The 22,334-nt window shown below is 68.6% G+C and carries 22 protein-coding genes; 12 read left to right on the top strand and 10 right to left on the bottom strand.

From position 1 onward, the window contains the following. Positions 1 to 144 precede the first annotated feature (144 nt). The 4 genes from IB278_RS08570 to IB278_RS08555 are packed head-to-tail and all read right to left on the bottom strand — an operon-like array spanning position 145 to position 6,693. A complete protein-coding gene (locus tag IB278_RS08570) occupies positions 145 to 3,255 on the bottom strand; it encodes an efflux RND transporter permease subunit (protein ID WP_192323215.1) in 3,111 nt (1,036 codons plus the stop codon). Next, positions 3,252 to 4,481, bottom strand: coding sequence for an efflux RND transporter periplasmic adaptor subunit (locus tag IB278_RS08565; RefSeq protein ID WP_192323214.1), 1,230 nt, complete (start codon positions 4,479 to 4,481; stop codon positions 3,252 to 3,254). The genes IB278_RS08570 and IB278_RS08565 overlap by 4 nt, the downstream gene beginning before the upstream one ends. After that, positions 4,478 to 5,974 (bottom strand): efflux transporter outer membrane subunit, encoded by a 1,497-nt coding sequence (locus IB278_RS08560; RefSeq protein WP_192323213.1) that lies wholly within the window; start codon positions 5,972 to 5,974, stop codon positions 4,478 to 4,480. The genes IB278_RS08565 and IB278_RS08560 overlap by 4 nt, the downstream gene beginning before the upstream one ends. After that, the gene (locus tag IB278_RS08555; protein WP_192323212.1) at positions 5,971 to 6,693 is read right to left on the bottom strand and encodes a CerR family C-terminal domain-containing protein; all 723 of its coding nucleotides are present in this window, start codon (positions 6,691 to 6,693) and stop codon (positions 5,971 to 5,973) included. The genes IB278_RS08560 and IB278_RS08555 overlap by 4 nt, the downstream gene beginning before the upstream one ends. Positions 6,694 to 6,708: 15 nt before the next feature. Here IB278_RS08555 and IB278_RS34065 point away from each other — a divergent pair, with 15 nt between their 5' ends. From IB278_RS34065 to IB278_RS08505, 11 genes are all read left to right on the top strand, one after another. Beyond that, positions 6,709 to 6,843, top strand: coding sequence for a hypothetical protein (locus IB278_RS34065; RefSeq protein ID WP_261380343.1), 135 nt, complete (start codon positions 6,709 to 6,711; stop codon positions 6,841 to 6,843). 19 nt (positions 6,844 to 6,862) lie between these two features. Then, positions 6,863 to 8,407, top strand: a complete 1,545-nt coding sequence (locus IB278_RS08550) for a sigma-54 interaction domain-containing protein (protein WP_145745154.1) — start codon at positions 6,863 to 6,865, stop codon at positions 8,405 to 8,407. A gap of 46 nt (positions 8,408 to 8,453) precedes the next feature. Then, on the top strand, positions 8,454 to 8,729 hold the full coding sequence (locus IB278_RS08545; protein ID WP_145745155.1) for a hypothetical protein: 276 nt from the start codon (positions 8,454 to 8,456) through the stop codon (positions 8,727 to 8,729). A gap of 144 nt (positions 8,730 to 8,873) precedes the next feature. After that, positions 8,874 to 10,061, top strand: a complete 1,188-nt coding sequence (locus IB278_RS08540; RefSeq protein ID WP_145745156.1) for a substrate-binding domain-containing protein — start codon at positions 8,874 to 8,876, stop codon at positions 10,059 to 10,061. Between the two features lie 165 nt (positions 10,062 to 10,226). Continuing rightward, entirely contained in the window at positions 10,227 to 11,684 is a 1,458-nt protein-coding gene (locus IB278_RS08535) for a PHB depolymerase family esterase (protein WP_145745157.1), read from the top strand. A gap of 38 nt (positions 11,685 to 11,722) precedes the next feature. After that, entirely contained in the window at positions 11,723 to 12,490 is a 768-nt protein-coding gene (locus IB278_RS08530) for an ABC transporter ATP-binding protein (protein ID WP_145745158.1), read from the top strand. Between the two features lie 139 nt (positions 12,491 to 12,629). Further along, entirely contained in the window at positions 12,630 to 13,358 is a 729-nt protein-coding gene (locus IB278_RS08525; RefSeq protein WP_192323211.1) for an ABC transporter ATP-binding protein, read from the top strand. After that, positions 13,355 to 14,335 carry a branched-chain amino acid ABC transporter permease gene (locus IB278_RS08520; protein ID WP_145745160.1) on the top strand — a complete coding sequence of 327 codons (981 nt, stop codon included), beginning with the start codon at positions 13,355 to 13,357 and terminating at the stop codon, positions 14,333 to 14,335. The genes IB278_RS08525 and IB278_RS08520 overlap by 4 nt, the downstream gene beginning before the upstream one ends. 13 nt (positions 14,336 to 14,348) lie before the next feature. Beyond that, positions 14,349 to 15,416 (top strand): branched-chain amino acid ABC transporter permease, encoded by a 1,068-nt coding sequence (locus IB278_RS08515; protein WP_145745161.1) that lies wholly within the window; start codon positions 14,349 to 14,351, stop codon positions 15,414 to 15,416. Beyond that, positions 15,413 to 16,300, top strand: a complete 888-nt coding sequence (locus IB278_RS08510) for an alpha/beta fold hydrolase (RefSeq protein ID WP_145745162.1) — start codon at positions 15,413 to 15,415, stop codon at positions 16,298 to 16,300. The genes IB278_RS08515 and IB278_RS08510 overlap by 4 nt, the downstream gene beginning before the upstream one ends. Positions 16,301 to 16,353: 53 nt before the next feature. Beyond that, positions 16,354 to 16,860 (top strand): DUF1993 family protein, encoded by a 507-nt coding sequence (locus tag IB278_RS08505; protein ID WP_192323210.1) that lies wholly within the window; start codon positions 16,354 to 16,356, stop codon positions 16,858 to 16,860. Here the strand turns inward: IB278_RS08505 and hemH are convergent. Further along, positions 16,842 to 17,906: a ferrochelatase gene (gene hemH, locus IB278_RS08500; RefSeq protein ID WP_145745164.1), complete on the bottom strand. Its 1,065-nt coding sequence runs from the start codon at positions 17,904 to 17,906 to the stop codon at positions 16,842 to 16,844. The two genes, IB278_RS08505 and hemH, sit on opposite strands and share 19 nt — an antisense overlap. A gap of 15 nt (positions 17,907 to 17,921) precedes the next feature. Between hemH and IB278_RS08495 the strand changes: the two genes are divergently transcribed. Beyond that, positions 17,922 to 18,653: an HAD family hydrolase gene (locus IB278_RS08495; RefSeq protein WP_145745165.1), complete on the top strand. Its 732-nt coding sequence runs from the start codon at positions 17,922 to 17,924 to the stop codon at positions 18,651 to 18,653. Position 18,654: 1 nt separating this feature from the next. On the opposite strand, the gene IB278_RS08490 is transcribed toward IB278_RS08495, so the two are convergent. From IB278_RS08490 to hpnC, 5 genes are read right to left on the bottom strand one after another with little or no spacing between them, the layout of a single operon-like run. Continuing rightward, on the bottom strand, positions 18,655 to 18,960 hold the full coding sequence (locus IB278_RS08490) for an NIPSNAP family protein (protein ID WP_145745235.1): 306 nt from the start codon (positions 18,958 to 18,960) through the stop codon (positions 18,655 to 18,657). A 29-nt stretch (positions 18,961 to 18,989) separates the two neighbouring features. Further along, positions 18,990 to 19,292 carry a hypothetical protein gene (locus IB278_RS08485; protein WP_145745166.1) on the bottom strand — a complete coding sequence of 101 codons (303 nt, stop codon included), beginning with the start codon at positions 19,290 to 19,292 and terminating at the stop codon, positions 18,990 to 18,992. Beyond that, entirely contained in the window at positions 19,289 to 20,548 is a 1,260-nt protein-coding gene (gene hpnE, locus IB278_RS08480) for a hydroxysqualene dehydroxylase HpnE (RefSeq protein WP_225612819.1), read from the bottom strand. Before hpnE ends, IB278_RS08485 begins: the two co-directional genes overlap by 4 nt. Then, positions 20,545 to 21,384: a presqualene diphosphate synthase HpnD gene (hpnD, locus tag IB278_RS08475; RefSeq protein ID WP_192323208.1), complete on the bottom strand. Its 840-nt coding sequence runs from the start codon at positions 21,382 to 21,384 to the stop codon at positions 20,545 to 20,547. Before hpnD ends, hpnE begins: the two co-directional genes overlap by 4 nt. Further along, the gene (gene hpnC / locus IB278_RS08470) at positions 21,381 to 22,292 is read right to left on the bottom strand and encodes a squalene synthase HpnC (RefSeq protein ID WP_307697906.1); all 912 of its coding nucleotides are present in this window, start codon (positions 22,290 to 22,292) and stop codon (positions 21,381 to 21,383) included. Before hpnC ends, hpnD begins: the two co-directional genes overlap by 4 nt. Positions 22,293 to 22,334 lie beyond the last annotated feature (42 nt).

Here is a 22,334-nt window from a genome sequence, read left to right as displayed (position 1 = left end):
GTTTTTTCCCGGGGCCGGGTCTCGCCCCGGCGGGCGACTTACTTTCTTTTGGCGAAGCAAAAGAAAGTAAGTCCGCCGCCGGGCGGATATCCCGGCCTCGGGAAGCAAACGCCGGTCAGCGTCACAAAGAGCGAGAGAACAGAATCAACCAGCCGGCCTCTCCACCAGATCATCATCGATATGCGGATCGGCCGGCTGCCCCCGCAGCTTGCGCACGGTCCGCCGCATCCAGTGCTCGATGTCGTCCACGTAGGTGAACACCGCCGGCACCACCAGGAGGCTCAGCACGGTCGAAGTGATCAATCCGCCGATCACCGCCATCGCCATCGGCGAGCGGAAGCTCGAATCGGCAGTGCCCAGGCCCACGGCAATCGGCAGCATGCCGGCGCCCATCGCGAGCGTGGTCATGATGATGGGCCGTGCCCGCTTGTGGCAGGCGTCGCGCAGCGCGTCCCAGCGGCTCATGCCGTGGTCGCGGCGCGCCACGATGGCGTATTCCACCAGCAGGATCGAGTTCTTGGTGGCAATGCCCATCAGCATGATCAGGCCGATCAGCGACGGCATCGACAGCGCCTTCTGCCCGATCAGCAAACCCACGAAGGCACCGCCGAGCGCCAGCGGCAGCGCGCAGAGGATCGTCACCGGATGCAGGAAGTCCTTGAACAGCAGCACCAGCACGATGTAGATGCACAGCACGCCCGTGAGCATCGCGAGGCCGAAGCTGTTGAACAGCTCCGTCATCACTTCCGCGTCGCCCACCTCGGTCACGCGCACGCCGGGCGGCAGCTTCTGGATCGAGGGCAGCGCGGTGACCGCGGTCTTGGCGTCGCCCAGGCCCACGCCCGAGAGCTCGATCTCGAAATTGACGTTGCGCGAACGGTCGTAGCGGTCGATGACAGCCGGGCCGCCTTCCATCGTCAGCGAGGCCACCTGGCTCAGCATGACCGGGCCGCGCGCGCCGGGCACCGAGAGGCGGCCGAGCAGTTCGAGGTTCTGCCGCGCCGAGTCCTCGAGCTTCACCACGATGGGCACCTGCCGCTGCGCGAGGTTGAGCTTGGCCAGCGCCTGGTCGTAGTCGCCCAGCGTGGCCACGCGCAGCGTCTCGGCGATGGCCGAGCTGGTCACGCCCAGGTCGGCGGCGCGCGCGAAGTCCGGGCGCACGGCGATCTCGGGGCGGATCAGGCTCGCAGTGGAAGTGATGTTGCCGAGGCCGGGCACCGTACGCAGGTCTTTCTCGACCGCGCTGGCGGCGCTGGCCAGCGCCGCGGGGTCTTCACCCGTGAGCGCGAGGATGTATTTTTCGCCCGAGCCGCCCAGGCCCACGGTGCTGCGTACGCCGGGCAGCGTTTCGAGCGCGGCGCGGATCTGGTTCTCGATCACCTGCTTGCGCGGACGGTCGCCGCGCTCGTCGAGCTTGATGGTGAGCGTGGCCTTGCGCGTTTCGGGCGTGCCGAAGTTGGCGAACGGATCGCCGCCCGCGCTGCCGCCGGCCACGGTGGTGTAGACGCTGCGCACATGGTCGATCTTCATCACGCGATTGCGCGTTTCCTCCGCGGCCGCGGTGGTCTGCGCGAGCGTGGAGCCGGGCGCCAGCGACAGGTAGATCTGCGTCTGCGAGTTGTCGTCAGGCGGAATGAAGCCGGTCTTCAGCAGCGGAATCATCGCCAGCGAACCGAAGAAGAAGAGGGTGGCGAGCACCATCGTCTTGAAGCGGTGGTGCGTGCTCCACTCCACGGCACGCATGTAGGCCGTGAGCCAGCGCGGCTCCTTTTCGGCACCCACCACCGGCTTCAGGATGTAGGCCGCCATCATCGGCGTGAGCACCCGTGCCACCACCAGCGACGCGAACACCGCGAGCGAGGCGGTCCAGCCGAACTGCTTGAAGAACTTGCCGGCCACGCCGCTCATGAAGGCGGTGGGTAGGAACACCGCGATCAGCGTGAAGGTGGTGGCGATCACCGCCAGCCCGATCTCGTCGGCCGCTTCCATGGCCGCCTCGTAGGGCGACTTGCCCATGCGCAGGTGGCGCACGATGTTCTCCACCTCCACGATGGCGTCGTCCACCAATATGCCCACCACCAGCGAGAGCGCGAGCAGCGAGATCACGTTGACCGAAAAGCCCAGCAGGTGCATGCCGATGAAGGCCGGAATCACCGACATCGGCAGCGCCACGGCCGAGACGAAGGTGGCGCGCCAGTCGCGCAGGAACAGCCACACCACGATCACGGCCAGGATTGCGCCCTCGTACAGCAGGTGCAGCGAGCCCTCGTACTCTTCTTCCACCGGCTCGACGAAATTGAAGGCCTCGGTCAGCTCGATGTCGGGGCGCTGCGCGCGCAGTTCGGCCAGCGCCTTCTGGATCGCGCGGCCCACCTCGACCTCGCTCGCGCCGCGGCTGCGCGCCACTTCGAAGCCGACCACCGGCTTGCCGTTGAGCAGCGCCGCGGCGCGCGGCTCGGCAATGGTGTCGCTGATGCGCGCCACCTGGTCGAGCCGGATGCGGCGGCCGTCGGAAAGCGCAATCTGCATGTCGGCCAGCTGGTCGGCCGACTGCACGGTGGCCAGTGTGCGCACCGGCTGCTCGCTGCCGCCCAGGTCGATGCGGCCGCCCGCGCTTTCGGTCTGCACCTGGCGCAACTGGCGCGAGATGTCGGCCGCTGAAGCCCCCAATGCCTGCAGCTTGGCCGGGTCGAGGTCAACGTGCACCTGGCGCGTGACGCCGCCCACGCGGTTCACCGCGCCCACGCCGGGCAGCGCGAGCAGCTTCTTGGTGATGTCGTTGTCCACGAACCAGCTCAGCGCCTCGGCGTCCATGCGCGACGAGGCGATGGTGAAGGCCAGCACCGGCTGGGCTGCGAAGTCGAGCTTGGTGACCACCGGGTCGCGCACGTCGGCCGGCAGGTCGGCGCGCACGCGCTGCACCGCGGAGCGCACGTCGTCCACGGCTTCCTGCACCGGCTTCTCGAGGCGGAACTCGACGATCAGCGTGGCGGCGCCGTCCTGCACCTTGGTGGTGATGTGCTTGAGGCCCTGCACCGTGGCAATGGAGTTCTCGAGCTTGCGCGCGACGTCGGTCTCCAGCTGCGAAGGCGCCGCGCCGGGCAGCGATGCCGAGACCGTCACGGTCGGCAGGTCGATGTCCGGAAAGTTCTGCACCTTCATGGCGTTGAAGGACAGCAGCCCCCCGAAGGTGAGCAGCACGAACAGCATCACCGCCGGAATCGGGTTGCGGATGGACCATGCGGAGACGTTCATGGGCGTGCCCTCGCTTCGCCGTTGCCCTGGCCGCCCGCGGCGGCCGAGGCCGGCGCTGCGGCAGGCCGGGCGCCCGCGGCCGCAGGGGCCGGCGGCGCCACCACGCGCACCAGGTCGCCGTCGTTCAGGAAGCCGGCGCCCTGCACCACGATCTGTGCACCTTCGGGCAATGCGCTGGTGATTTCCACGCGTTCGCCGACGCGGCGGCCGGTCTGCACCTTGAGCTGCACCACGCGGTTGTCGGGCTGCAGCACGAAGACGTTGTTGAAGCCGTCGCGCGGAACAATGGAACTCTGCGGCACGGTGGGCGCGGAGCTGCGCCCCAACTCGAAGTCGCCGCGCGCGAACATGCCGGCCTTGATGCCGGTGTTCTGCTGCACGTTCGGCAGGTCGACATAGACCAGCGCCGCGCGGGTCTGCGGATCGACGGTGGGCGCGATGCTGCGCACCTTGCCGCGCACCTGGGCGCCGCTCGCGCTGACCACGAAGGCGGTGGTGCCCACGGCAATGCGGCTGAGCTCGGCCGAGGTGACTTCGGCACGCCATTCGAGCCGGCCCTGGCGGATCAGGCGGAACAGCTCGGTGCCGGCGGGCACCACGCTGCCGACCGTGGCGGTGCGCGAGGAGATCACGCCGTCGTCGGGCGCCAGCACCTGCGTGTTGCGGCCGCGCACTTCCTGCGCTGCGAGCACGGCTTCGGCGGCCTCGACGCGCGCCTTGGCGGTCTGCTCGGCCGTCTGGTACTGGTTGATCTGCTGTTGGCTCAGTGCGCCGGTGGCCTGCAGCGTGCGTGCGCGCGCCGCGTTGCCCGCGGCGTCGGCCGCGGTGGCCCTGGCCTCGGCGAGCGAGGCGCGCGATTGCGCGATGTCCGCGCGCACCGTCTCGGGCGAGAACACGGCCAGCAGCTGGCCCCTCTTCACTACGTCGCCCACGTTCACGCGCACTTCGGCGAGCTTGAGGCCGCTGGATTCGGAGCCCACGCTGGCCTCCTGCCAGGCCGCCACATTGCCGTTGGCCGCAAGCGTGAGCGCGAGTTCGGTGGGCTCGGCCTTGGCGACGGTGACCGTCAGCGTCGGGCGAGCGGCCGGCGCACCCGCCTTGCCCTTGGTGGCGGCCGGCGTGCCGGCTTCGTTCGCGGGCTTGCGGGTCAGCCACACGGCCGCGGCGACGATGACGACCAGCGCCAGCAGCGCGATGGCAAGGGTGGAGCGTTTGATTCTTTTCATGGCGACGTCGCGACCTTGGCGGCCGGGTTGGAAGTCATTGAGGGCGATTCGGGGCGGGCCCAGCCGCCGCCCATCGAGCGGTAGAGCGCCACCCAGGCTTCGGTGCGTTCGCGCTGCAGCGAGACGCGGGCGGTCTGCGCGGCGAAGAGCGTGCGGCGCGAATCCTCGAGCTCGAACAGGCTGGCCAGGCCGCTCTGGTAGCGCGCCTGGGTGGCATCGAACGAGGCCTGGTAGTTGCTCACCGCGGCGTCGGCATCGGCCGCGCGCGCGTCGGTGGCGTCGAGGTTGACCAGCGCTTCCTCCACCTCGCGTACCGCCTGCCGAACGTTCGCGCGGTAGAGCGACACGGCTTCGGTGTAGCGCGCCTTGGCCGCGTCGCTGTTGGCCGCGCGGGCGCCGCCGTCGAGCAGCGGCACCGTGAGCGAGACCGGGCCGATGGTCCAGGTGTCGAGCGATTCGCGGAAGCCGCTGGTGCGGATCTGCATGCGGCCGATCGAGCCCGAGATGCTGAGCTTGGGATAGCGCTCGGCCTCGGCGGAGCCCACATCGGCGCTGGCCGACGCCACGCCGAGCTCAGCCGCGTACACGTCGGGCCGCTGCGAGATCGCCTCGGCCGGCACGCTGGCGATGCTGCCGACCGCGGGCAGCGTGCGCTGCGCGGGCGAGGCGGCGAGCTTGCGTTCGAGCGTGGGCTCGTCGATGCCGCTGAGCGCCACCAGCGCCTTGCGCTGAACCGCGCATTGGGCGCGCTGCTGGGTCAGGCGACCCGAGGCGTCCGAGGCACTGGCGCGCGCGAGCGCTGCATCGGCCGGCGCGGTGAAGCCGGCGCGCGCCGACAGGTCGGTGAGGCGCGCGGTTTCGCCGCGCGATCTGGCATCGGACTCGGCCACGCGCAGCTGCTGCTGGCAGGCGCGTTCGGCGAAGTAGGCGTTGGCCGTTTCGGCCGCGACGGCCACGCGCGCGTCGTGCCACTTGGCAGTGGCGCTGTTGAACTTCTGCTCGGCCGAATCGCGGTCGGCGCGCAGGCGGCCGAACAGGTCGATTTCCCATTTGGACTGCAGGCCGGCCTGCAGCGTGGTCAGCGGCGCGACGGCGGCCGTACTGCTGCTGGACGAGGAAGCCGCGCCGCCGGCGCCGAAGGAGGAGCCCGAGACGCCGCGGCTCGCCGAGGCCGTGGCGTCCAGGTTGGGCAGCAGCGCCGCGCCGGCCTGCACGCGCGTGGAACGCGCCTCGGCCACACGCGCCGCGGCGCTTGCGAGAGTGGGGCTTGCGGCCTCGGCCGCGGCAATGAGCTCGACCAGCAGCGGGTCGTCGAGCTGGCGCCACCAGTCGGCCAGCGACGCCAGCGAACCGCCGTGCGGCAGCGGCGCGTGCCATCGCGCGGGGAAGGGTGCCTCGACCGTGGCTGGCGGACGCGTCAGGCCGCAGCCCGCAAGGCCGAGACCAAGGCCCAGTGTCAGGCAGAGGGCGGCAATCGATCGGAGTCGTCTCATGTCTTCTTTCTCCCGGAACGGGCAGGCGCGGCCGCGGGCCTGGCGGCGGTTTGGCGGCGCAGTGCTTCGGCCTCGACCAGCGCGACGGCATAGCCCGTGAGGCGCTGGGCCCAGGTGTCCACGCTGCGCGGCGTGTTCAGCAGGGAGGGGCGTATCGCCTCGACAAGGTCCTGGCTCACGAAAAGCTGCATCGCCAGGCCGGTGATCGCAAAGCTCAGCCGGTGCACGTCGTCGTCGGGCCGCGCGAGGCCCAGGCGCCGGCACAGCACCCGGGCAATGGCATTGTGCGGGCCCTTGATGTCGCGCTCCATCTCCTCGGCCCACTGGCTGGTCGGCTCGAGCATTTCGCGCAGGTGCAGCTGGATGCACTGGCGCACGATCTCTCCCTGCTTGAGGGGCTCGATCATGCGCGTGAAGAAGATCCGCAGCGCCTCTTCCAGCGGCAGCTCGGGCGCGGCATAGAGCGAGATGAAATCGCCCGCGTTGCCGCCCATCGGCTCGCCGAAGGTGGCGGCATACAAGCCGGCCTTGTCGCCGAAGTAATAGCTGATGGCCGAGATGTTCACGCCCGCGGCGCGCGCGATCTCGCGGGTCGAGGTCTTGGCGTAGCCGTTGGCGGCGAACAGCGCCAGGGCGGCGTAGAGCAGGCGCTGGCGTGCTTCGACGCCGTCGCTGCGCGGCGCGCGGGCGGAAAGTGCTTGCAGGGCGGAGGCGCTCATGCAGGCGATTAGATCATGCAGCAAATCAAACGTTTGATTTACTTATGGCGCGATGAGGGCTTTCTTCGCATTGGCGGCGAATGCGCTTTTGGCGCATTTCCGCCGGCTGCATCGATGCCACCGCAAGCGGCCCGGCGAGCGGCCGAATGAGGCGCGCTACGATCCGCCCATGTCCGCCGTTCCGCCCGCCACCGCATCGCCCGCCTTGCCTCTGGATGCCGAAGGCATCCTCGCGCTGGCCGCGCGCTCGATGTTCCATCTGTTCTCGAGCATCAGCCAGGGCATGTTCCTGGTGGACCGCAGCGGGCGCATCGTGTGGGTCAACGAAGGCTATCGCCGCTTCCTGCCGGCACTGGGCTTTTCGTCGATCGACCAGTTCATGGGCCACATGGTCGAGGACGTCATTCCCAACACGCAGATGCGGCGCGTGCTCGAGACCGGCGAGCCGATCCTGGTCGACCTGCTCAACAACAAGGCGGGTACCTTCGTGGTCAGCCGCATTCCGCTGCGCGCCGAGAGCGGCGGGCGCGAGGGCGAGGCGGGAGAAGTCATCGGTGCCATCGGCATCGTGCTGTTCGACCAGCCCGAGACCACGCTGCAGCCGCTCATCAGCAAGTTCGCGCTGCTGCAGCGCGACCTCGACGATGCACGTCGCGAGCTTGCAAGCCAGCGCAACAATCCGCTCTACCAGCATGCGGCCGACGGGCAGCGCCGCTCCAAGTACACCTTTGCCAGCTTCATCGGCAGCAGCCCGGCCGCGGTGGAGGTGAAGCGCCATGCGCGGCGCGCCGCGCAGTCCGCGAGCCCGGTGCTGCTGCTGGGCGAAACCGGCACCGGCAAGGAACTGCTCGCGCATGCGATCCATGCGGCCTCGGCGCGCGCCAAGGGGCAGTTCGTCAGCGTCAACATTGCGGCCGTGCCCGACACATTGCTGGAGGCCGAGTTCTTCGGCTTCGCGCCCGGTGCCTTCACGGGCGCCGACAGGCGAGGGCGCGAAGGCAAGTTCAAGCTGGCCGACGGCGGCAGCCTCTTTCTCGACGAGATCGGCGACATGCCGCTCGGCCTGCAGGCCAAGCTGCTGCGCGCATTGCAGGAGGGCGAGATCGAGCCGCTGGGCTCCAACAAGCTCGTGCCCTTCGATGCGCGCGTGATCGCCGCCACCTCGCGCGACCTGCCCGAGCTGGTGCGCCGCGGCCAGTTCCGCGAAGACCTCTACTACCGCCTCAACGTGCTGCCGCTGCGCGTGCCGCCGCTGCGCGAGCGGCGCAGCGACATTCCGGCGCTGGTCGAGGCGCTGGGGGAGGACATGGCGCTGCGCAGCGGCGAGGCGCCGCCCGAGATCACGCCCGATGCGCTCGCGCTGCTGGCCGGCCAGCACTGGCGCGGCAACATCCGCGAACTGCGCAACGTGCTGGAGCAGGTCACGATGCGCAGCGACTCGCAGCGCATCGATGCCGCGCAACTCGAACGCATCCTGCGCGAAGCGGGGCTGGAGCAGATCGAGCTGCCCGCCACCCTGCAGAGCGCGCACGATGCCGACGAAGAGGCGCTGCTGCTGCGGCCGCTCGCGCAGCAGGTCGCCGAACTGGAGCGCAAGGCGATCGCCGCGGCGCTTGCGGCCACCGGTGGCAACAAGCTGGCGACGTCGAGGCTGCTCGGCATTTCACGTGCCACGCTCTACGAGCGCATGACGAACCAGGAGCGGCCGGCGTGAAGCCTTCGAGCCTCGCCCGCTGCATCGGCCTGAAGCGAGCGAGCCCATGAGCGTGCGCGCCCTGCGTTCCACCTTCGGCCCCAATTGCCATTGGTGCGGCCTGGCCATGGACTTCGACGAGCCGCACGGCAGGCCCGAGTCCGCGACCATCGAACACCTGATCGATTCGACGCTGGGCGGCGTGCGCTCGCAGAAGCACCGCCGGCTTGCGCACGCCGCCTGCAACCACGCGCGCAACGAGTTCCGCATGCAGGCCGAGCGCCAGTTCCAGCGCTGGATCGCCGAGCGCCAAATCTCCGAGAAAACCCTGACCGACAAGTAGACAGTTGATTGAAATTCAGACACATCAAGTGTTCTGAATTCAGTCGACTTGCGCTTCCTCCGAATGAAGAAGCGTTTGGTATCAAGGGGTTAGCAGATGGCACGAAGTGTGCAATATTCAGTCACCTATTTCAGGAGACAAAGAATGAACCGTCGCCACCTCGTCGCCCTGGCCGCACTCGCCGCCTGTGTCACCGCTGCACCCGCCTGGGCCCAGTCCAACGAAATCCGCATCGCCCACATCTACAGCAAGACCGGGCCGCTCGAGGCCTACGGCAAGCAGACCCAGACCGGCCTGATGATGGGACTGGACTACGCCACCGGCGGCACGATGATGGTCAATGGCAAGAAGCTGGTGGTCATCGAGAAGGACGACCAGGGCAAGCCCGACCTCGGCAAGTCGCTGCTGGCCGCCGCGTACTCCGACGACAAGGCCGCGCTGGCGGTGGGCCCCACGGCTTCGGGCGTGGCCCTGGCCATGCTGCCGGTGGCCGAGGAGTACAAGAAGATCCTGATCGTGGAGCCGGCCGTCGCCGATTCGATCACCGGCGACAAGTGGAACAAGTACATCTTTCGCACCGGCCGCAATTCGAGCCAGGATGCGATCTCGAATGCGGTGGCCATCGACAAGGCCGGCGTGACGGTCGCCACGCTCGCGCAGGACAACGCCTTCGGCCGCGACGGCGTGAAGGCCTTCGGCGCCGCGCTCAAGAAAGCGAAGCTGGTGCACGAGGAATATCTGCCGCCCGCCACCACCGACTTCACGGCGGGTGCGCAGCGCCTGATCGACAAGCTCAAGGACCAGCCGGGCCGCAAGATCATCTGGATCGTCTGGGCCGGCGCGGGCAATCCGTTCAAGATCGTCGACCTCGACCTCAAGCGCTACGGCATCGAGATCGCCACCGGCGGCAACATCCTGCCGGCCATGGCGGCCTACAAGAACCTGCCCGGCATGGAAGGTGCGGCGTACTACTACTTCGGCATCCCGAAGAACCCGGTCAACGAGGCGCTGGTGTCGGCCCACTACAAGCAGTTCAAGGCACCCCCGGACTTCTTCACGGCCGGCGGTTTCTCGGCCGCCATGGCAGTGGTCACCGCGCTCAAGAAGACGGGCGGCGACACCGGCACCAACAAACTCATCGGCGCCATGGAAGGCATGAGCTTCGATACACCCAAGGGCAAGATGACCTTCCGCAAGGAAGACCACCAGGCGATGCAGTCGATGTACCACTTCAAGATCAAGGCCGACCCGGCCTTCGCCTGGGGTGTGCCGGAGCTGGTGCGCGAGATCAAGCCCGAAGAGATGGACATCCCCATCAAAAACAAGCGCTGAGCGCCAATCCACAGCCGCGGCCCTGAGGCCGCACTCCCTTCGCCCCGGAGTGGCCGCCGGGCGAGGCGCCAGCCTGCGCCGCCGAGGCCCGGGCGGTGCAACCAACGGCCGATTCGTCAGCAATCCAGCAAGCGTTCGATACACCTACAACAGAAGGAGACAGCGATGGCAGCGATGCGATGGAAAAACTGGAAGGGATGGGCCGCGCTTGCGGCGATCACGATGGCGGCGGGGCAGGCCGCGACAGCGGCAGTGCCGCTGCCGGCATTGGGCGCCAATCCGGCGGAGGTGAGTGTGTCCGGCCTCTCGGCGGGCGGCTTCATGGCCGTGCAATTGCACGTGGCCTATTCGGCCACCTTCAAGCGCGGCGCCGGCGTGGTGGCCGGCGGGCCGTACTACTGCGCCGAGGGCTCGGTGCTCAATGCCACCGGGCGCTGCATGGCGCACGGCAGCAGCATTCCGGTGTCGACGCTCGTGAGCACCACCAACAGCTGGGCCGCCAGCGGTGCGATCGACCCGGTGTCGAACATGAGCAACTCCAAGGTGTACATGTTCTCGGGCACCTCGGACAACACCGTCAAGCCCGCGGTGATGGACGACCTCAAGACCTACTACCAGAGCTTCGTGCCTGCGGCCAACACGGTCTACAGGAACAACATCGGCGCCGGCCATGCGATGGTCACCGACGACTACGGCGGCGCCTGCAGCACCACGGCCGCGCCCTACATCAACAACTGCGGCTTCGACCTGGCGGGCGAGATCCTGCAGCAGCTTTACGGGCCGCTGAACCCGCGCAACAACGGCACGCTGGGCGGCAGCTTCACCGAGTTCAACCAGTCGGAATTCATCACCGGCCACGGCGTGGCCGCCACCGGCTGGATCTACGTGCCGCAGGCCTGCACCACGGCATCGTGCCGCGTGCACCTGGTGCTGCACGGCTGCAAGCAGAACTACACCGACGTGGCCGACCAGTACGTGAAGAAGACCGGCTACAACCGCTGGGCCGACACCAACAACATCGTGCTGATCTACCCGCAGACCAGCACCGCAGCCACCAACAGCTGCTGGGACTGGTGGGGCTACGACAACGCGAACTACGCGAAGAAGTCGGGCCCGCAGATGGCGGCGCTCAAGGCCATGGTCGACCGCGTGACCGGCGCCGGCGGCGGCTCGTCGCTGCCGGCGCCCACCGGCGTGGGCACCTCGGGCGCGACCAGCAGCAGCATGGTGGTCGGCTGGGCGGGCGTCTCGGGTGCGAGCGGCTACAACGTCTACCGCGGCGGCAGCAAGGTCAACGCCGCGCCGGTGGCCGGCACCAACTACACCGACACCGGCCTGGCCCCGTCCACCACCTACAGCTGGACCGTGGCGGCGCTGGACGCAGGCAATGCGCAAGGCGCGATGTCGGCCGCGGCCACGGGCACCACCCTCGCCGGCAGCGGTGGCGGCGGCACCTGCTACACCGCCAGCAACTATGCGCACACCGTGGCGGGGCGTGCCTACGCGCTGTGGGGCCTCACCTATGCCTACGGCTCGGGCCAGTCGATGGGCCTGTGGAACGTCTACGTCACCACCACGCTCAAGCAGACCGGGCCCAATTACTACGTGATCGGCACCTGCTGAGGCCGATCTGCACCTTTTCCTGTTTGCAATGACACACGATGCTTGAGACGCAAGACCTGACCATCCGCTTCGGCGGGCACGTGGCCGTCAACGGCGTGAGCTGCGCGTTTGCGCCGGGCACGCTGACGGCCATCGTCGGCCCCAACGGCGCGGGCAAGACCACCTACTTCAACCTGATCTCGGGCCAGCTCAAGGCGAGCGCGGGCACGGTGTCGCTCGACGGGCAATCGCTCTCGGGCCTGGCGCCGTCGGCGCGCACGCATGCGGGGCTGGGGCGGGCCTTCCAGCTCACCAACCTGTTCCCGAACCTCACGGTGCTGGAGAACGTGCGCCTGGCGGTGCAGGCCACGCGCGAGGGCGCGCACCGGCGGGGGCTCAACCTCTGGAGCATCTGGAGCGACCACAAGGGGCTGACCGAGCGCGCCGACCAGATCCTGGCCGACGTGGCGCTGAAGTCGCGCGAGCACGCGACGGTCGCCAGCCTGCCGCACGGCGACCAGCGCAAGCTCGAGGTGGCGCTGCTCATGGCGCTCGAACCCAAGGTCTTCATGTTCGACGAACCCACGGCCGGCATGAACGCGGCCGAGGCGCCGGTCATCCTCGACCTGATCCGCAAGCTCAAGCAGGACAAGACCAAGACCATCCTCCTGGTCGAACACAAGATGGACGTGGTGCGCGAGCTCGCGGACCGCATCATCGTGCTGCACAACGGCACGCTGGTGGCGGATGGCGAACCGGCCGAGGTGATTGCCTCGCCGGTGGTGCAGGAGGCGTACCTGGGCATCGCGAAGGAGGGGGCCACATGAAGGCGTTGATGATGAATTTCTCCCTCCCCCGCCGGGGGAGGGCAGGGGTGGGGGCTCGCGGCCCTCTAACCGCGGCAGCCTTTCAGGCGCCGTCTGCCCCCATCCCAACCTTCCCCCGGAAGGGGAAGGAGCAAGACCGATGAGCACTCAGAATCTCCTGACCCTCGAAGGCGTGCACACGCACATCGGGGCGTACCACATCCTCCACGGCGTCGACCTGGCCGTGCCGCGGGGCCAGCTCACCATGCTGCTGGGCCGCAATGGCGCGGGCAAGACGACCACGCTGCGGACCATCATGGGCCTGTGGCATGCGTCGCAGGGCAGGGTGCGCTTCGGTGACACCGACATCACCGCGATGCAGACACCCCAGATCGCCGGCCGCGGCATCGCCTACGTGCCCGAGAGCATGGGCATCTTCTCCGACCTGACGGTGAAGGAGAACATGCTGCTGGCCGCGCGCGGCGCCAGGAACGCGGCAGAGATCGACGACACGCGCCTCAAGTGGATCTTCAAGCTCTTTCCCGCGGTGGAGAAGTTCTGGAACCATCCGGCCGGCAAGCTCTCGGGCGGGCAGAAGCAGATGCTGGCGGTGTCGCGCGCCATCGTCGAGCCGCGCGAACTGCTGCTGATCGACGAGCCCAGCAAGGGCCTCGCGCCCGTGATGATCAACAACATGATCGACGCCTTCGCCGAACTCAAGGCCAGCGGCGTGACGATCCTGCTGGTGGAGCAGAACATCAACTTCGCCCAGCGCCTGGGCGACTCCGTCGCGGTGATGGACAACGGCCGCGTGGTGCACAGCGGCTCGATGGCGGCGTTCTCCGCCGACGCGCAACTGCAGCAATCGCTGCTTGGATTGGCTCTATGAAATTCGACTTCGACTGGAAGCCGCTGCTGCTGGCCCCGATCCTCGCGCTGGCCGCGCTGCCGTTCACGGGCTCGTTCTCGACCTGGCTCACGCTCACGGTCGCGGGGCTGGCAATGGGCATGATCATCTTCATCATCGCCTCGGGCCTCACGCTGGTGTTCGGCCTGATGGACGTGCTCAACTTCGGCCACGGCGTGTTCATTGCCCTGGGCGCCTTCGTCGCCAGCAGCGTGCTCGGCCTGATGGGCGACTGGACGGGCTCGGGCGACCTGTGGCGCAACCTCGTGGCCGTGTTCCCTGCGATGCTGGTCGCCATGGCGGTGGCCGGCGCGGTCGGCCTTGCATTCGAGCGCTTCATCGTGCGGCCGGTGTATGGGCAGCACCTGAAGCAGATCCTGATCACCATGGGCGGCATGATCATCGGCGAGGAGCTCATCAAGGTGATCTGGGGCCCGGCACAGATTCCGCTGCCGCTGCCCGAGGCGCTGCGCGGCTCGCTGTTCGTGGCCGACGCGGCCATCAGCAAGTACCGGCTGCTCGCGGTGGCGGTGGGCGCGGTGGTGTTCGGCCTGCTCGCATGGACGCTCGCGCGCACCAAGATCGGCCTCTTGATCCGCGCCGGCGTGCAGGACCGCGAGATGGTCGAGTCGCTCGGCTACCGCATCGGCCGGCTGTTCGTCGGCGTGTTCGTGGTCGGCAGCGCGCTGGCCGGCCTGGGCGGAGTGATGTGGGGGCTGTTCCAGCAGAACCTGGTGCCGCAGATGGGCGCGCAGGTCAACGTGCTGATCTTCATCGTGATCATCATCGGCGGGCTCGGCTCGACGGGCGGTGCGCTGATCGGTGCGCTGCTGGTGGGGCTCATGACCAACTACATCGGTTTCCTGCTGCCCACGCTCACGCAGTTCGCGAGCATCCTGCTGATGGTGGCGGTGCTGCTGTGGCGGCCGCAGGGCGTGTACCCGGTGGCGAATCGTTGAGAAAGAAGCTGCCATGTTCCTGAAACGACTTCTCTCCAACGACATGCCCCGCAGCCGCCTGCTGGCGCTGCTGCTGCTGGCGCTGTTCATCGCACTGGCGTTCGCACCGTTCATCTTCCCGGGCGTCAAGGCGCTCAGCGTGGCCGCCAAGATCCTGGTGTTCGTGGTGCTGGTCGCGAGCTTCGACCTGCTGCTGGGCTACACCGGCATCGTGAGCTTCGCGCACACCATGTTCTTCGGTATCGGCGCCTACGGCATCGCCATCTCGGCGTCGCGGCTCGGACCCAGCTGGGGCGCGGTGCTGCTCGGGCTCGCGGCGTCGCTCGCGGTCTCGCTGGTGCTTTCCTTTGCGATCGGGCTGTTCTCGCTCAGAGTGCGCGCGATCTTCTTCGCGATGATCACGCTGGCGGTGGCCTCGGCCTTCCAGACGCTGGCCTCGCAGCTGTCGGACTTCACCGGCGGCGAGGACGGCCTGACCTTCAAGCTGCCCGAGCTGATATCGCCGAGCTTCGAGTTTGCCGAGGAGCCTTTCCTCGGCGTCTCGCTCGACGGACGGCTGCTGTGCTATTACCTCCTCTTCGTGGCGGCGGTGGTGCTGATGCTCGCGCTGCTGCGCATCGTGAATTCGCCCTTCGGCCGCGTGCTGCAGGCCATCCGCGAGAACGAGTTCCGCGCCGAGGCCATCGGCTACCGCGTGGTGGTGTACCGCACCACGGCGGCCGTGCTGTCGGCGCTCTTCGCCACACTGGCCGGCGCCATGCTCGCGATCTGGCTGCGCTACAACGGGCCGGACACTTCGCTGAGCTTCGAGATCATGATCGACGTGCTGCTGATCGTGGTGATCGGCGGCATGGGCACGATCTACGGCGCGGCGATTGGCGCGGTGCTGTTCGTGGTGGCGCAAAGCTACCTGCAGGACCTGCTGCGCGTCGGCAGCGAGGCCGCGAGCGGGCTGCCGTGGCTCGCGGCGCTGTTGTCGCCCGACCGCTGGCTGCTGTGGCTGGGCGTGCTGTTCGTGCTCTCGGTCTATTACTTTCCCACCGGCATCGTCGGCAAGCTCAGGGCGAGGGCTGCACGATGAGCAACGATCTCCTCGTTCCGTCTTCCCGCTACGCGCAGCTCGCGGGCCGCGAAATCCATTGGCTCGACTGGGGCGCACCCGATGCGCCGGTGGTCATTGCCTGGCACGGCCTCGCGCGCACCTGCCGCGACATGGACGAACTGGCGCAGCACTTTGCAGCGCGCGGCTTCCGCGTGGTCTGCCCCGACACCCTCGGCCGGGGCCTGAGCCAGTGGAGCCCGCTGCCCGACGAGGAATACCAGCTCTCGTTCTATGCGCGCCTGGCCGGCGCGCTGTGCGACGAACTGCACCTGGACCGCGTGCACTGGGTCGGCACGTCGATGGGCGGCGCCATCGGCACGGTCTGCGCGTCGGGCCTGTTCGAGCCGCGCATGAAGGCGCGCATCGCGAGCCTCACGCTCAACGACAACGCGCCGCAGCTCGCGCAGGCGGCCATCGAGCGCATCCGCGCCTATGCCGGCGAGCCGCCCGCGTTCGGCACGGTGGCCGAGCTGGAGGCATTCTTCCGCACCGTCTACAAGCCCTATGGCTGGCTCAGCGATGCGCAGTGGCGCCGCCTGACCGAGAGCTCCACGCGCCGCCTGCCCGATGGCCGCGTGACGCCGCACTACGACCCGGCAATGGTCCGGCAGTTCAGCGCGCACGACAACGACTACCTGATCTGGCCGCACTACGACGTGATCGAGGCGCCGGTGCTGTGCCTGCGCGGCGCCGAGTCGGACCTGGTGCTGCCCGAGGTGACGCAGCAGATGCAGCAGCGGGGGCCGGGCGCCGCCGGCTTGCTGAAGGTCGTCGAAATCCAGGGGTGCGGCCACGCGCCCGCGCTCAACGTGCCCGAACAACTGCAGCTGATCGAAGGGTTTATCCGGGCCGCCGGCCGCTAGGCGCGTGTCGGCGAGACAATCGCCGCCGACTTCCAACCACAAGGATCCACGCCATGGCGCTTTCGATGTACGACCTTTCCGTGCCGGTCTTCTCCCGCGGACTCGGCCAGCTCACCCACCTGCTCGAGAAGAGCCTGGCGCACGCCCGGGCCAACGACATCGATCCGGCAACGCTGGTGGACGCGAGGCTCGCGCCGGACATGCTCACGCTGGCCGGCCAGATCCAGCGCGCGAGCGATGCCTCGAAGCTCGGCGTGGCGCGCATCGCGGGCATCACGGCGCCGAGCTTTCCCGACGAGGAAAAGACCTACGACGATCTGCTGGCTCGCATCGCGAAGACGCAGGACTTCCTCGCGTCCGTGGACCGCGCGCTGGTCGACGGCCAGGAGGAGCGCCCCGTGACTATCAAGACGCGCGAAGGCGAGGCGCATTTCACGGCGCAGCGCTACCTGCTGCAGTTCGCGCTGCCCAATTTCTATTTCCACGTGGTCACGGCCTACGATGTGCTGCGCCACAAGGGCATGCCCATCGGCAAGATGGACTATCTGGGCAAGTTCTGAGCGTTGGCGGCGGGCCGGGTGGGCCAGCCCGCGAGGTTGCGCTCGGCAATGCCCGCCAGCGCGGTGATCCACGCCGAGCTGTCGTTGAGGCAGGGGATGTAGCTGAAGGCTTCGCCGCCCGCATGCAGGAAGGCTTCGCGGCCTTCCATGGCAATTTCCTCCAGCGTCTCGAGGCAGTCGGCCGGAAAGCCCGGGCATGCCACGTCGACGCGCTTCACGCCGCTCGCGCCGAGCTCGCGCAGGGTCGGCTCGGTGTAGGGTTCGAGCCATTTGGCGCGGCCGAAGCGCGACTGGAAGGTCACGCGGTATCCGGTGTCCGCAAGGCCCAGCCGCGCCGCGAGCAGGCGCGCGGTTTCGAGGCACTGGGCCTGGTAGGGATCGCCGAGCGCGATGTTGCGCAGCGGAATGCCGTGGAAGCTCATCAGCAGCAGCTCGCCGCGGCCTTCGCGCTTCCAGTGCGCTTCGATGCCGAGTGCCAGCGCCTCGATGTAGGCGGGGTCGTCGTGGTACTGGTTGACGAAGCGGAACTCCGGTATGCGGCGCTGGCGGCGGCTCCAGTCGTTCACCGCGTCGATCACGCTGGCCGTGGTGGTGGCCGAATACTGCGGATAGGCCTGCAGCACCAGCACGCGCGTGGCGCCTTCGGCCTGCAGCGCATCGAGGCGCGAAGCGATCGACGGACTGGCGTAGCGCATGGCGTCGTGCACCGCCACGCGGTGGCCGCGCTCGCCGAGCCAACCGGCGAGCAGCGTGGCCTGCTTGCGGGTCCACACCTTCAGCGGCGAACCCTCGGCCATCCAGATGCTCGCGTACTTGGCGGCCGATCTGGCGGGCCGCACGCGCAGGATGATGCCGTAAAGGATCAGCGCCCAGAGCAGCCTGGGAATCTCGACCACGCGCGGGTCGCCCAGGAACTCCGCCAGGTAGGGCCGCACGGCGGCCGCGGTGGGGGCATCGGGCGAGCCCAGGTTGCACCAGAGGATGGCGGTGCGTTCGATGGCGCGTTCGGGGGCGATGGAACCATGGTTCCCATTGTCTTGAGGCATGCGATATTCTCGGGCATGACCTCCGCTTCCACGGCGCCGGCAAGCGCCGCGCCCCTCGACATCAAGCGCATCTCGGCGATCTCGCTCGACCTGGACGACACCCTCTGGCCGATCTGGCCGACCATCGAGCGCGCCGAGACCGTGCTGCAGCAATGGCTGCTGCGCGAGGCACCCAAGACCGCCTCGCTGCTGCTCACGCCGGGCGTTCTGCGCGAACTGCGCGAAGCCACCGCCAAGGAGCGCTCCGACCTCGCGCACGACCTGAGCGCGCTGCGCCGCGAGTCGATCCGCGCGGCACTGAAGCACGCGGGCGAAGACCCGGCGCTGGCCGATCCGGCCTTCGACGCCTTCTTTGCCGAACGCCAGCGCGTGACGCTCTACGAAGACGCGCTGCCGGCCCTCAAGTGGCTCAGCGAGCGCTATCCGCTGGTGGCGGTTTCCAACGGCAATGCGGACATCCACCAGACCGGGGTCGGCCGCTGGTTCCGCACCGCATTCAGCGCGCGCGCCTTCGGCAGCGGCAAGCCGCATGCGCCGATCTTCCGTGCTGCGGCCGCATCGGTCGGCCTGCTGCCCAAGGACGTGCTGCACGTGGGCGACGACGCGGAGCTCGACGTGGTCGGTGCGCTCAACGCCGGCATGCAGGCAGCCTGGCTGGTGCGCGACGAGCGCCCGTGGGTGCATGGCGCGCGGCCGCAGCTGATCGTGCCGAACCTGCACGCGCTGTGCGTGGCGCTCGGCGCCTGAGCTACGAGAAAACCGGCCTGAAGAAGCTGCGCTCGTAGCTCAGGATGCAGCGGGTGTCCTCGGCGTACCTGAAGGCGGCCTGGCATTCGGGGTCCTGCATCGAATCGCAGCGGTACTGCTCGTACGCGGCCAGGCTCGGAAAGCTGAACATCGCCAGCGCCACGTTGTTCGCGCCTTCCGACGGCAGGAAATAGCCGTGGTGCTGGCCGCCGAACTTCCGGACCAGCGGAATCCACAGCTTGCCGTAGTGCTCGAATTCCTTGAGCTTGTAGGGATCGACGATGTAGCGCAGGTAGCAGGTGACCATGGTTCTTTCCGTCATGAGCAGAGCGGCCGTCAGTCCAGGCCGAAGTGCGCGCGCAGCGCTGTGCAGAAATCTTGCGTGCCGCTGAGCGAGAAGGTCACCGTGTCCAGCTCCGGCGCTTCGCGGGCCTGCTGCAGATCGAAGTCCCAGGCTGCCCCGTCGTCGAGCGCGCCGCGCGCATCGGGAAAGGTGGCATCGGCCCAGGCCAGCACCTGGGCGATCTCGGCAAGCACTTCGTGTGTTCTTGCAGGCACGGTCGAGGCCATGGCATCGAAGGTTCCGTGGCCCTCGGTGTCTTCGCTGTAGTCGAAATCCAGGTAGCGCAGTTCGGTCATGGTGTTGTCGATGCCTTGGCAGCGGCCAGTCCGCTCAGGACCGCGCCTTCGAGTGTCGCAGGGTAGGGGCCTTCGGTGTAGTCGCCGCAGGCTTGCAGGCCGGGTGCGATGCGCATCGGCGGCCGTGCGAGCGCGGGCACGCAGGCGAAGGTGGCGCGCTTTTCGACCACGGTCTGCACGATCTGCAGCGACGTCTGGCCGAGCTGCGCGGCGGCTTGCGCAAGCGCCTGCTGCTCCAGCGTTTCGCGCGGCGTCTCGTTCGCGCTCACCACCAGGGCCAGCACGCCTTCCGGCCCGCCCAGCTGGCCGCGATCGAACACGAATTGCGCCGGTGCAGTGGCGGGATGGCTGCGCAGCGCCAGCATCGGCTGCGCAAGCGGCGAGGCGCCGCGCACGTAGATGGTGGCAATGGCCTCGAAGCGCAGGGCTTCGGTGGTTTCGCGCCAGCGCTGCGCCGCCGCGCCGGACGCGCGCACGAGCCGCGCCGCGTCCCAGGGCGCGCACGCCAGAACGACGTGGTCGAAATGCTCGCCGTCGACCCGCCATGCCGCGCCTTCGGGCGAGATGGCGTGCACGCGCGTGCCGATGCGCAGCGTTGTGCCGTGCTGCGCGAGCCACGCCAGGGCCGCATCGGGAAAGAGCGCGCCCAGGTCGACGCGCGGCAGCAGCAGGTCGGCGCCGCCGCTGCCGCTGAAGAGGGCGTCGTGCAGCACCCGCAGGAACACCTCGCCGCTCGACTGATCGATCGGCGTGTTGAGCGCGGAAACGCACAGCGGCTCGATCAGCTCTTCCATCACGCGCGGCGTGAGGCCGGTGCAGAGCGCGGCCACGGTGGTGCCGGCGGCGCAGCGGAATCCGGCGAGGCGCCATTGCACGGCGGTGCGCAGCAGCGCGGACTTGTCCCGCCATGACCAGCCGCGCGCCGTGAAGATGCCCGCCAGCAGGTCGAGCGGCGCGGGCAGCCGCGGCAGCTTCAGGCCGCCGCCATCGGCAAAGCGCAGCGAGAGCGGCAGCCGCAGCAGCGCCCGGTCGGCATCGATGCCCACTTCGCGCATCAGCTTCAGCGTCGCGGCGTAGGCGCCGATCAGGATGTGCTGCCCGTTGTCGAGCACCAGCCCGTGCATGTGGTCGACGCGCCGCGCGCGGCCGCCCGCCATGTGCGCCGCTTCATAAAGCGTCACGGCATGGCCGAGGCGCGTGGCTTCGACGGCGCAGGCGAGGCCGGCCCAGCCGGCGCCGACGACGGCTGTTCTCAAATGCGCCCCAACGCTTGGACCTTCCATGCGAGCCAGAACTTGCGCACCGGCGTCAGGCTCACGCGCTGGTTCAGCACCTGGAAGTCGTCGCGCTCGATCTCGCGCAGCAGCGTGCGGTAGATGCTGGCCATCATGAGGCCGGGCTTCTGTGCGCGGCGGTCCGCGGCGGGCAGCAGAGCGAGCGCTTCGTCATACGCCGCATGCGCGCGCTCGGCCTGGAACTTCATGAGCGCCACAAAGCGCTCCGAATGCACGCGGTTGAGAATCTCGTGCGCCTTGACGTCGAATTTCTGCAGCTCGTTCACGGGCAGGTAGATGCGGCCGCGCAGGGCGTCCTCGCCCACGTCGCGGATGATGTTGGTGAGCTGCAGCGCCAGGCCGAGCTTGTGCGCATAGGCGGTGGTCTGCGCGTCGGTCTGGCCGAAGATGCGCGCCGCGACTTCGCCCACCACGCCGGCCACCAGGTGGCAGTAGCGCGCGAGGCCGGGAAAGTCGAGGTAGCGGGTCTGCTCGAGGTCCATCTGGCAGCCGTCGATCACCTCGTTGAGCTGGGCGGGCTCGATGCCGTAGGCGGCGGCATGCGGCACCAGCGCCTGCATCACGGGATGGCGCGGCGGGCCCGCAAAGGATTGCGCCACCTCGGTGCGCCACCAGGCCAGCTTGGTCGCGGCCACGCCGGGGTCGCTGACCTCGTCGACCACGTCGTCGATCTCGCGGCAGAAGGCATAGAAGGCCGTGATCGCGGCGCGCCGCGGCTTGGGAAGGAACAGAAACGCGTAATAGAAACTGCTGCCCGAGGCGGCGGCCTTGTCTTGTACGTATTGCTCGGGAGTCATCGGAGGGGCGCTTTCATGGGCCGCAATTGTCTCCGCATCCGCAGGGCCCGCCAGGCCAGCAGCGGCGCATCGGCCTTGCCGATTTTCGGGCGCTGCGAAAAGGTGTCGAAGCCCAGGTCCTCGATCTTGTCGAGAATGCGCAGGCCGCCCTGCACGACGAAGCGCAGCTCCCAGCCGGCGCGGCCGGGCAGGCGATGGACCAGCGGTGCGCCCTGCATCATCAGCTCCCGCGCCCAGGCGCTTTCGACGGCAATCAGGTTGATGGCTTCCTGCGGGGGCGGAGCCTCGGCCAGCGGCATGAAGACCTTGAAGCTCTCGCGCGCCAGGCCGCGCCGGGCGCAGTCGGCGAGCGGCGGATAGAAGCGGCCGCGCGGCAGGTCCACGCTCGGGTCCTGCCAGAAATTGATGAGTTGCAGCGCGCTGCAGATGGCGTCGCTTTGCGCCAGCGCCTGCGGGTCGTTCACGCCGTACAGATGCAGCAGCAGGCGGCCGACCGGGTTGGCGGAGCGGCGGCAGTAGTCGAGCAGTTCGGCGCGGTCGGCATAGCTTGCGCCGTCGCGGGTCTTCTCGATGTCCTGCATGAAGGCGCTCAGCAGGTCGGCGAGCAGTTCTTCGGGGAGCTTGAACTGCGCGATGCTGTGGGCGAGTGGGCCGAACACCTGCGGCCAGCGCGAGGAGGGCGTCGCCTGCCCGCTCGCAGCCGCCGCCAGCTCTTCGCGGTAGGCGCGAAGATCGGCCAGCCGCTCGCCGGGCGAGGCATCGCCCTCGTCCGCGATGTCGTCCGCGGTTCGAGCGAAATGGTAGATCGCGGCAATCGGCGCGCGCAGATGCGGCGGGCACAGCCAGGAGGCCACGGGGAAGTTCTCGTAATGCGCCGGCGGCGCGGCAATGTGGGGTGGTGCAGGCACGCCGCGATTGTCCGCGACACGCGGCGCAGACTATGCTCGCGG

Origin of the sequence: Variovorax sp. VRV01, assembly GCF_014852545.1 — a bacterium.
GTDB classification, from domain to species: Bacteria; Pseudomonadota; Gammaproteobacteria; order Burkholderiales; family Burkholderiaceae_C; genus Variovorax; species Variovorax beijingensis_A.
This window is presented reverse-complemented; position numbering and strand designations above follow the sequence as displayed.

Excerpts from the sequence above, each read along its gene's own strand:
- IB278_RS08570 (WP_192323215.1), bottom strand. The coding sequence starts at position 3,255 with ATGAACGTCTCCGCATGGTCCATCCGCAACCCGATTCCGGCGGTGATG.
- IB278_RS08565 (WP_192323214.1), bottom strand. The coding sequence starts at position 4,481 with ATGAAAAGAATCAAACGCTCCACCCTTGCCATCGCGCTGCTGGCGCTG.
- IB278_RS08560 (WP_192323213.1), bottom strand. The coding sequence starts at position 5,974 with ATGAGACGACTCCGATCGATTGCCGCCCTCTGCCTGACACTGGGCCTT.
- IB278_RS08555 (WP_192323212.1), bottom strand. The coding sequence starts at position 6,693 with ATGAGCGCCTCCGCCCTGCAAGCACTTTCCGCCCGCGCGCCGCGCAGC.
- IB278_RS34065 (WP_261380343.1), top strand. The coding sequence starts at position 6,709 with ATGCAGCAAATCAAACGTTTGATTTACTTATGGCGCGATGAGGGCTTT.
- IB278_RS08550 (WP_145745154.1), top strand. The coding sequence starts at position 6,863 with ATGTCCGCCGTTCCGCCCGCCACCGCATCGCCCGCCTTGCCTCTGGAT.
- IB278_RS08545 (WP_145745155.1), top strand. The coding sequence starts at position 8,454 with ATGAGCGTGCGCGCCCTGCGTTCCACCTTCGGCCCCAATTGCCATTGG.
- IB278_RS08540 (WP_145745156.1), top strand. The coding sequence starts at position 8,874 with ATGAACCGTCGCCACCTCGTCGCCCTGGCCGCACTCGCCGCCTGTGTC.
- IB278_RS08535 (WP_145745157.1), top strand. The coding sequence starts at position 10,227 with ATGGCAGCGATGCGATGGAAAAACTGGAAGGGATGGGCCGCGCTTGCG.
- IB278_RS08530 (WP_145745158.1), top strand. The coding sequence starts at position 11,723 with ATGCTTGAGACGCAAGACCTGACCATCCGCTTCGGCGGGCACGTGGCC.
- IB278_RS08525 (WP_192323211.1), top strand. The coding sequence starts at position 12,630 with ATGAGCACTCAGAATCTCCTGACCCTCGAAGGCGTGCACACGCACATC.
- IB278_RS08520 (WP_145745160.1), top strand. The coding sequence starts at position 13,355 with ATGAAATTCGACTTCGACTGGAAGCCGCTGCTGCTGGCCCCGATCCTC.
- IB278_RS08515 (WP_145745161.1), top strand. The coding sequence starts at position 14,349 with ATGTTCCTGAAACGACTTCTCTCCAACGACATGCCCCGCAGCCGCCTG.
- IB278_RS08510 (WP_145745162.1), top strand. The coding sequence starts at position 15,413 with ATGAGCAACGATCTCCTCGTTCCGTCTTCCCGCTACGCGCAGCTCGCG.
- IB278_RS08505 (WP_192323210.1), top strand. The coding sequence starts at position 16,354 with ATGGCGCTTTCGATGTACGACCTTTCCGTGCCGGTCTTCTCCCGCGGA.
- hemH (WP_145745164.1), bottom strand. The coding sequence starts at position 17,906 with ATGCCTCAAGACAATGGGAACCATGGTTCCATCGCCCCCGAACGCGCC.
- IB278_RS08495 (WP_145745165.1), top strand. The coding sequence starts at position 17,922 with ATGACCTCCGCTTCCACGGCGCCGGCAAGCGCCGCGCCCCTCGACATC.
- IB278_RS08490 (WP_145745235.1), bottom strand. The coding sequence starts at position 18,960 with ATGGTCACCTGCTACCTGCGCTACATCGTCGATCCCTACAAGCTCAAG.
- IB278_RS08485 (WP_145745166.1), bottom strand. The coding sequence starts at position 19,292 with ATGACCGAACTGCGCTACCTGGATTTCGACTACAGCGAAGACACCGAG.
- hpnD (WP_192323208.1), bottom strand. The coding sequence starts at position 21,384 with ATGACTCCCGAGCAATACGTACAAGACAAGGCCGCCGCCTCGGGCAGC.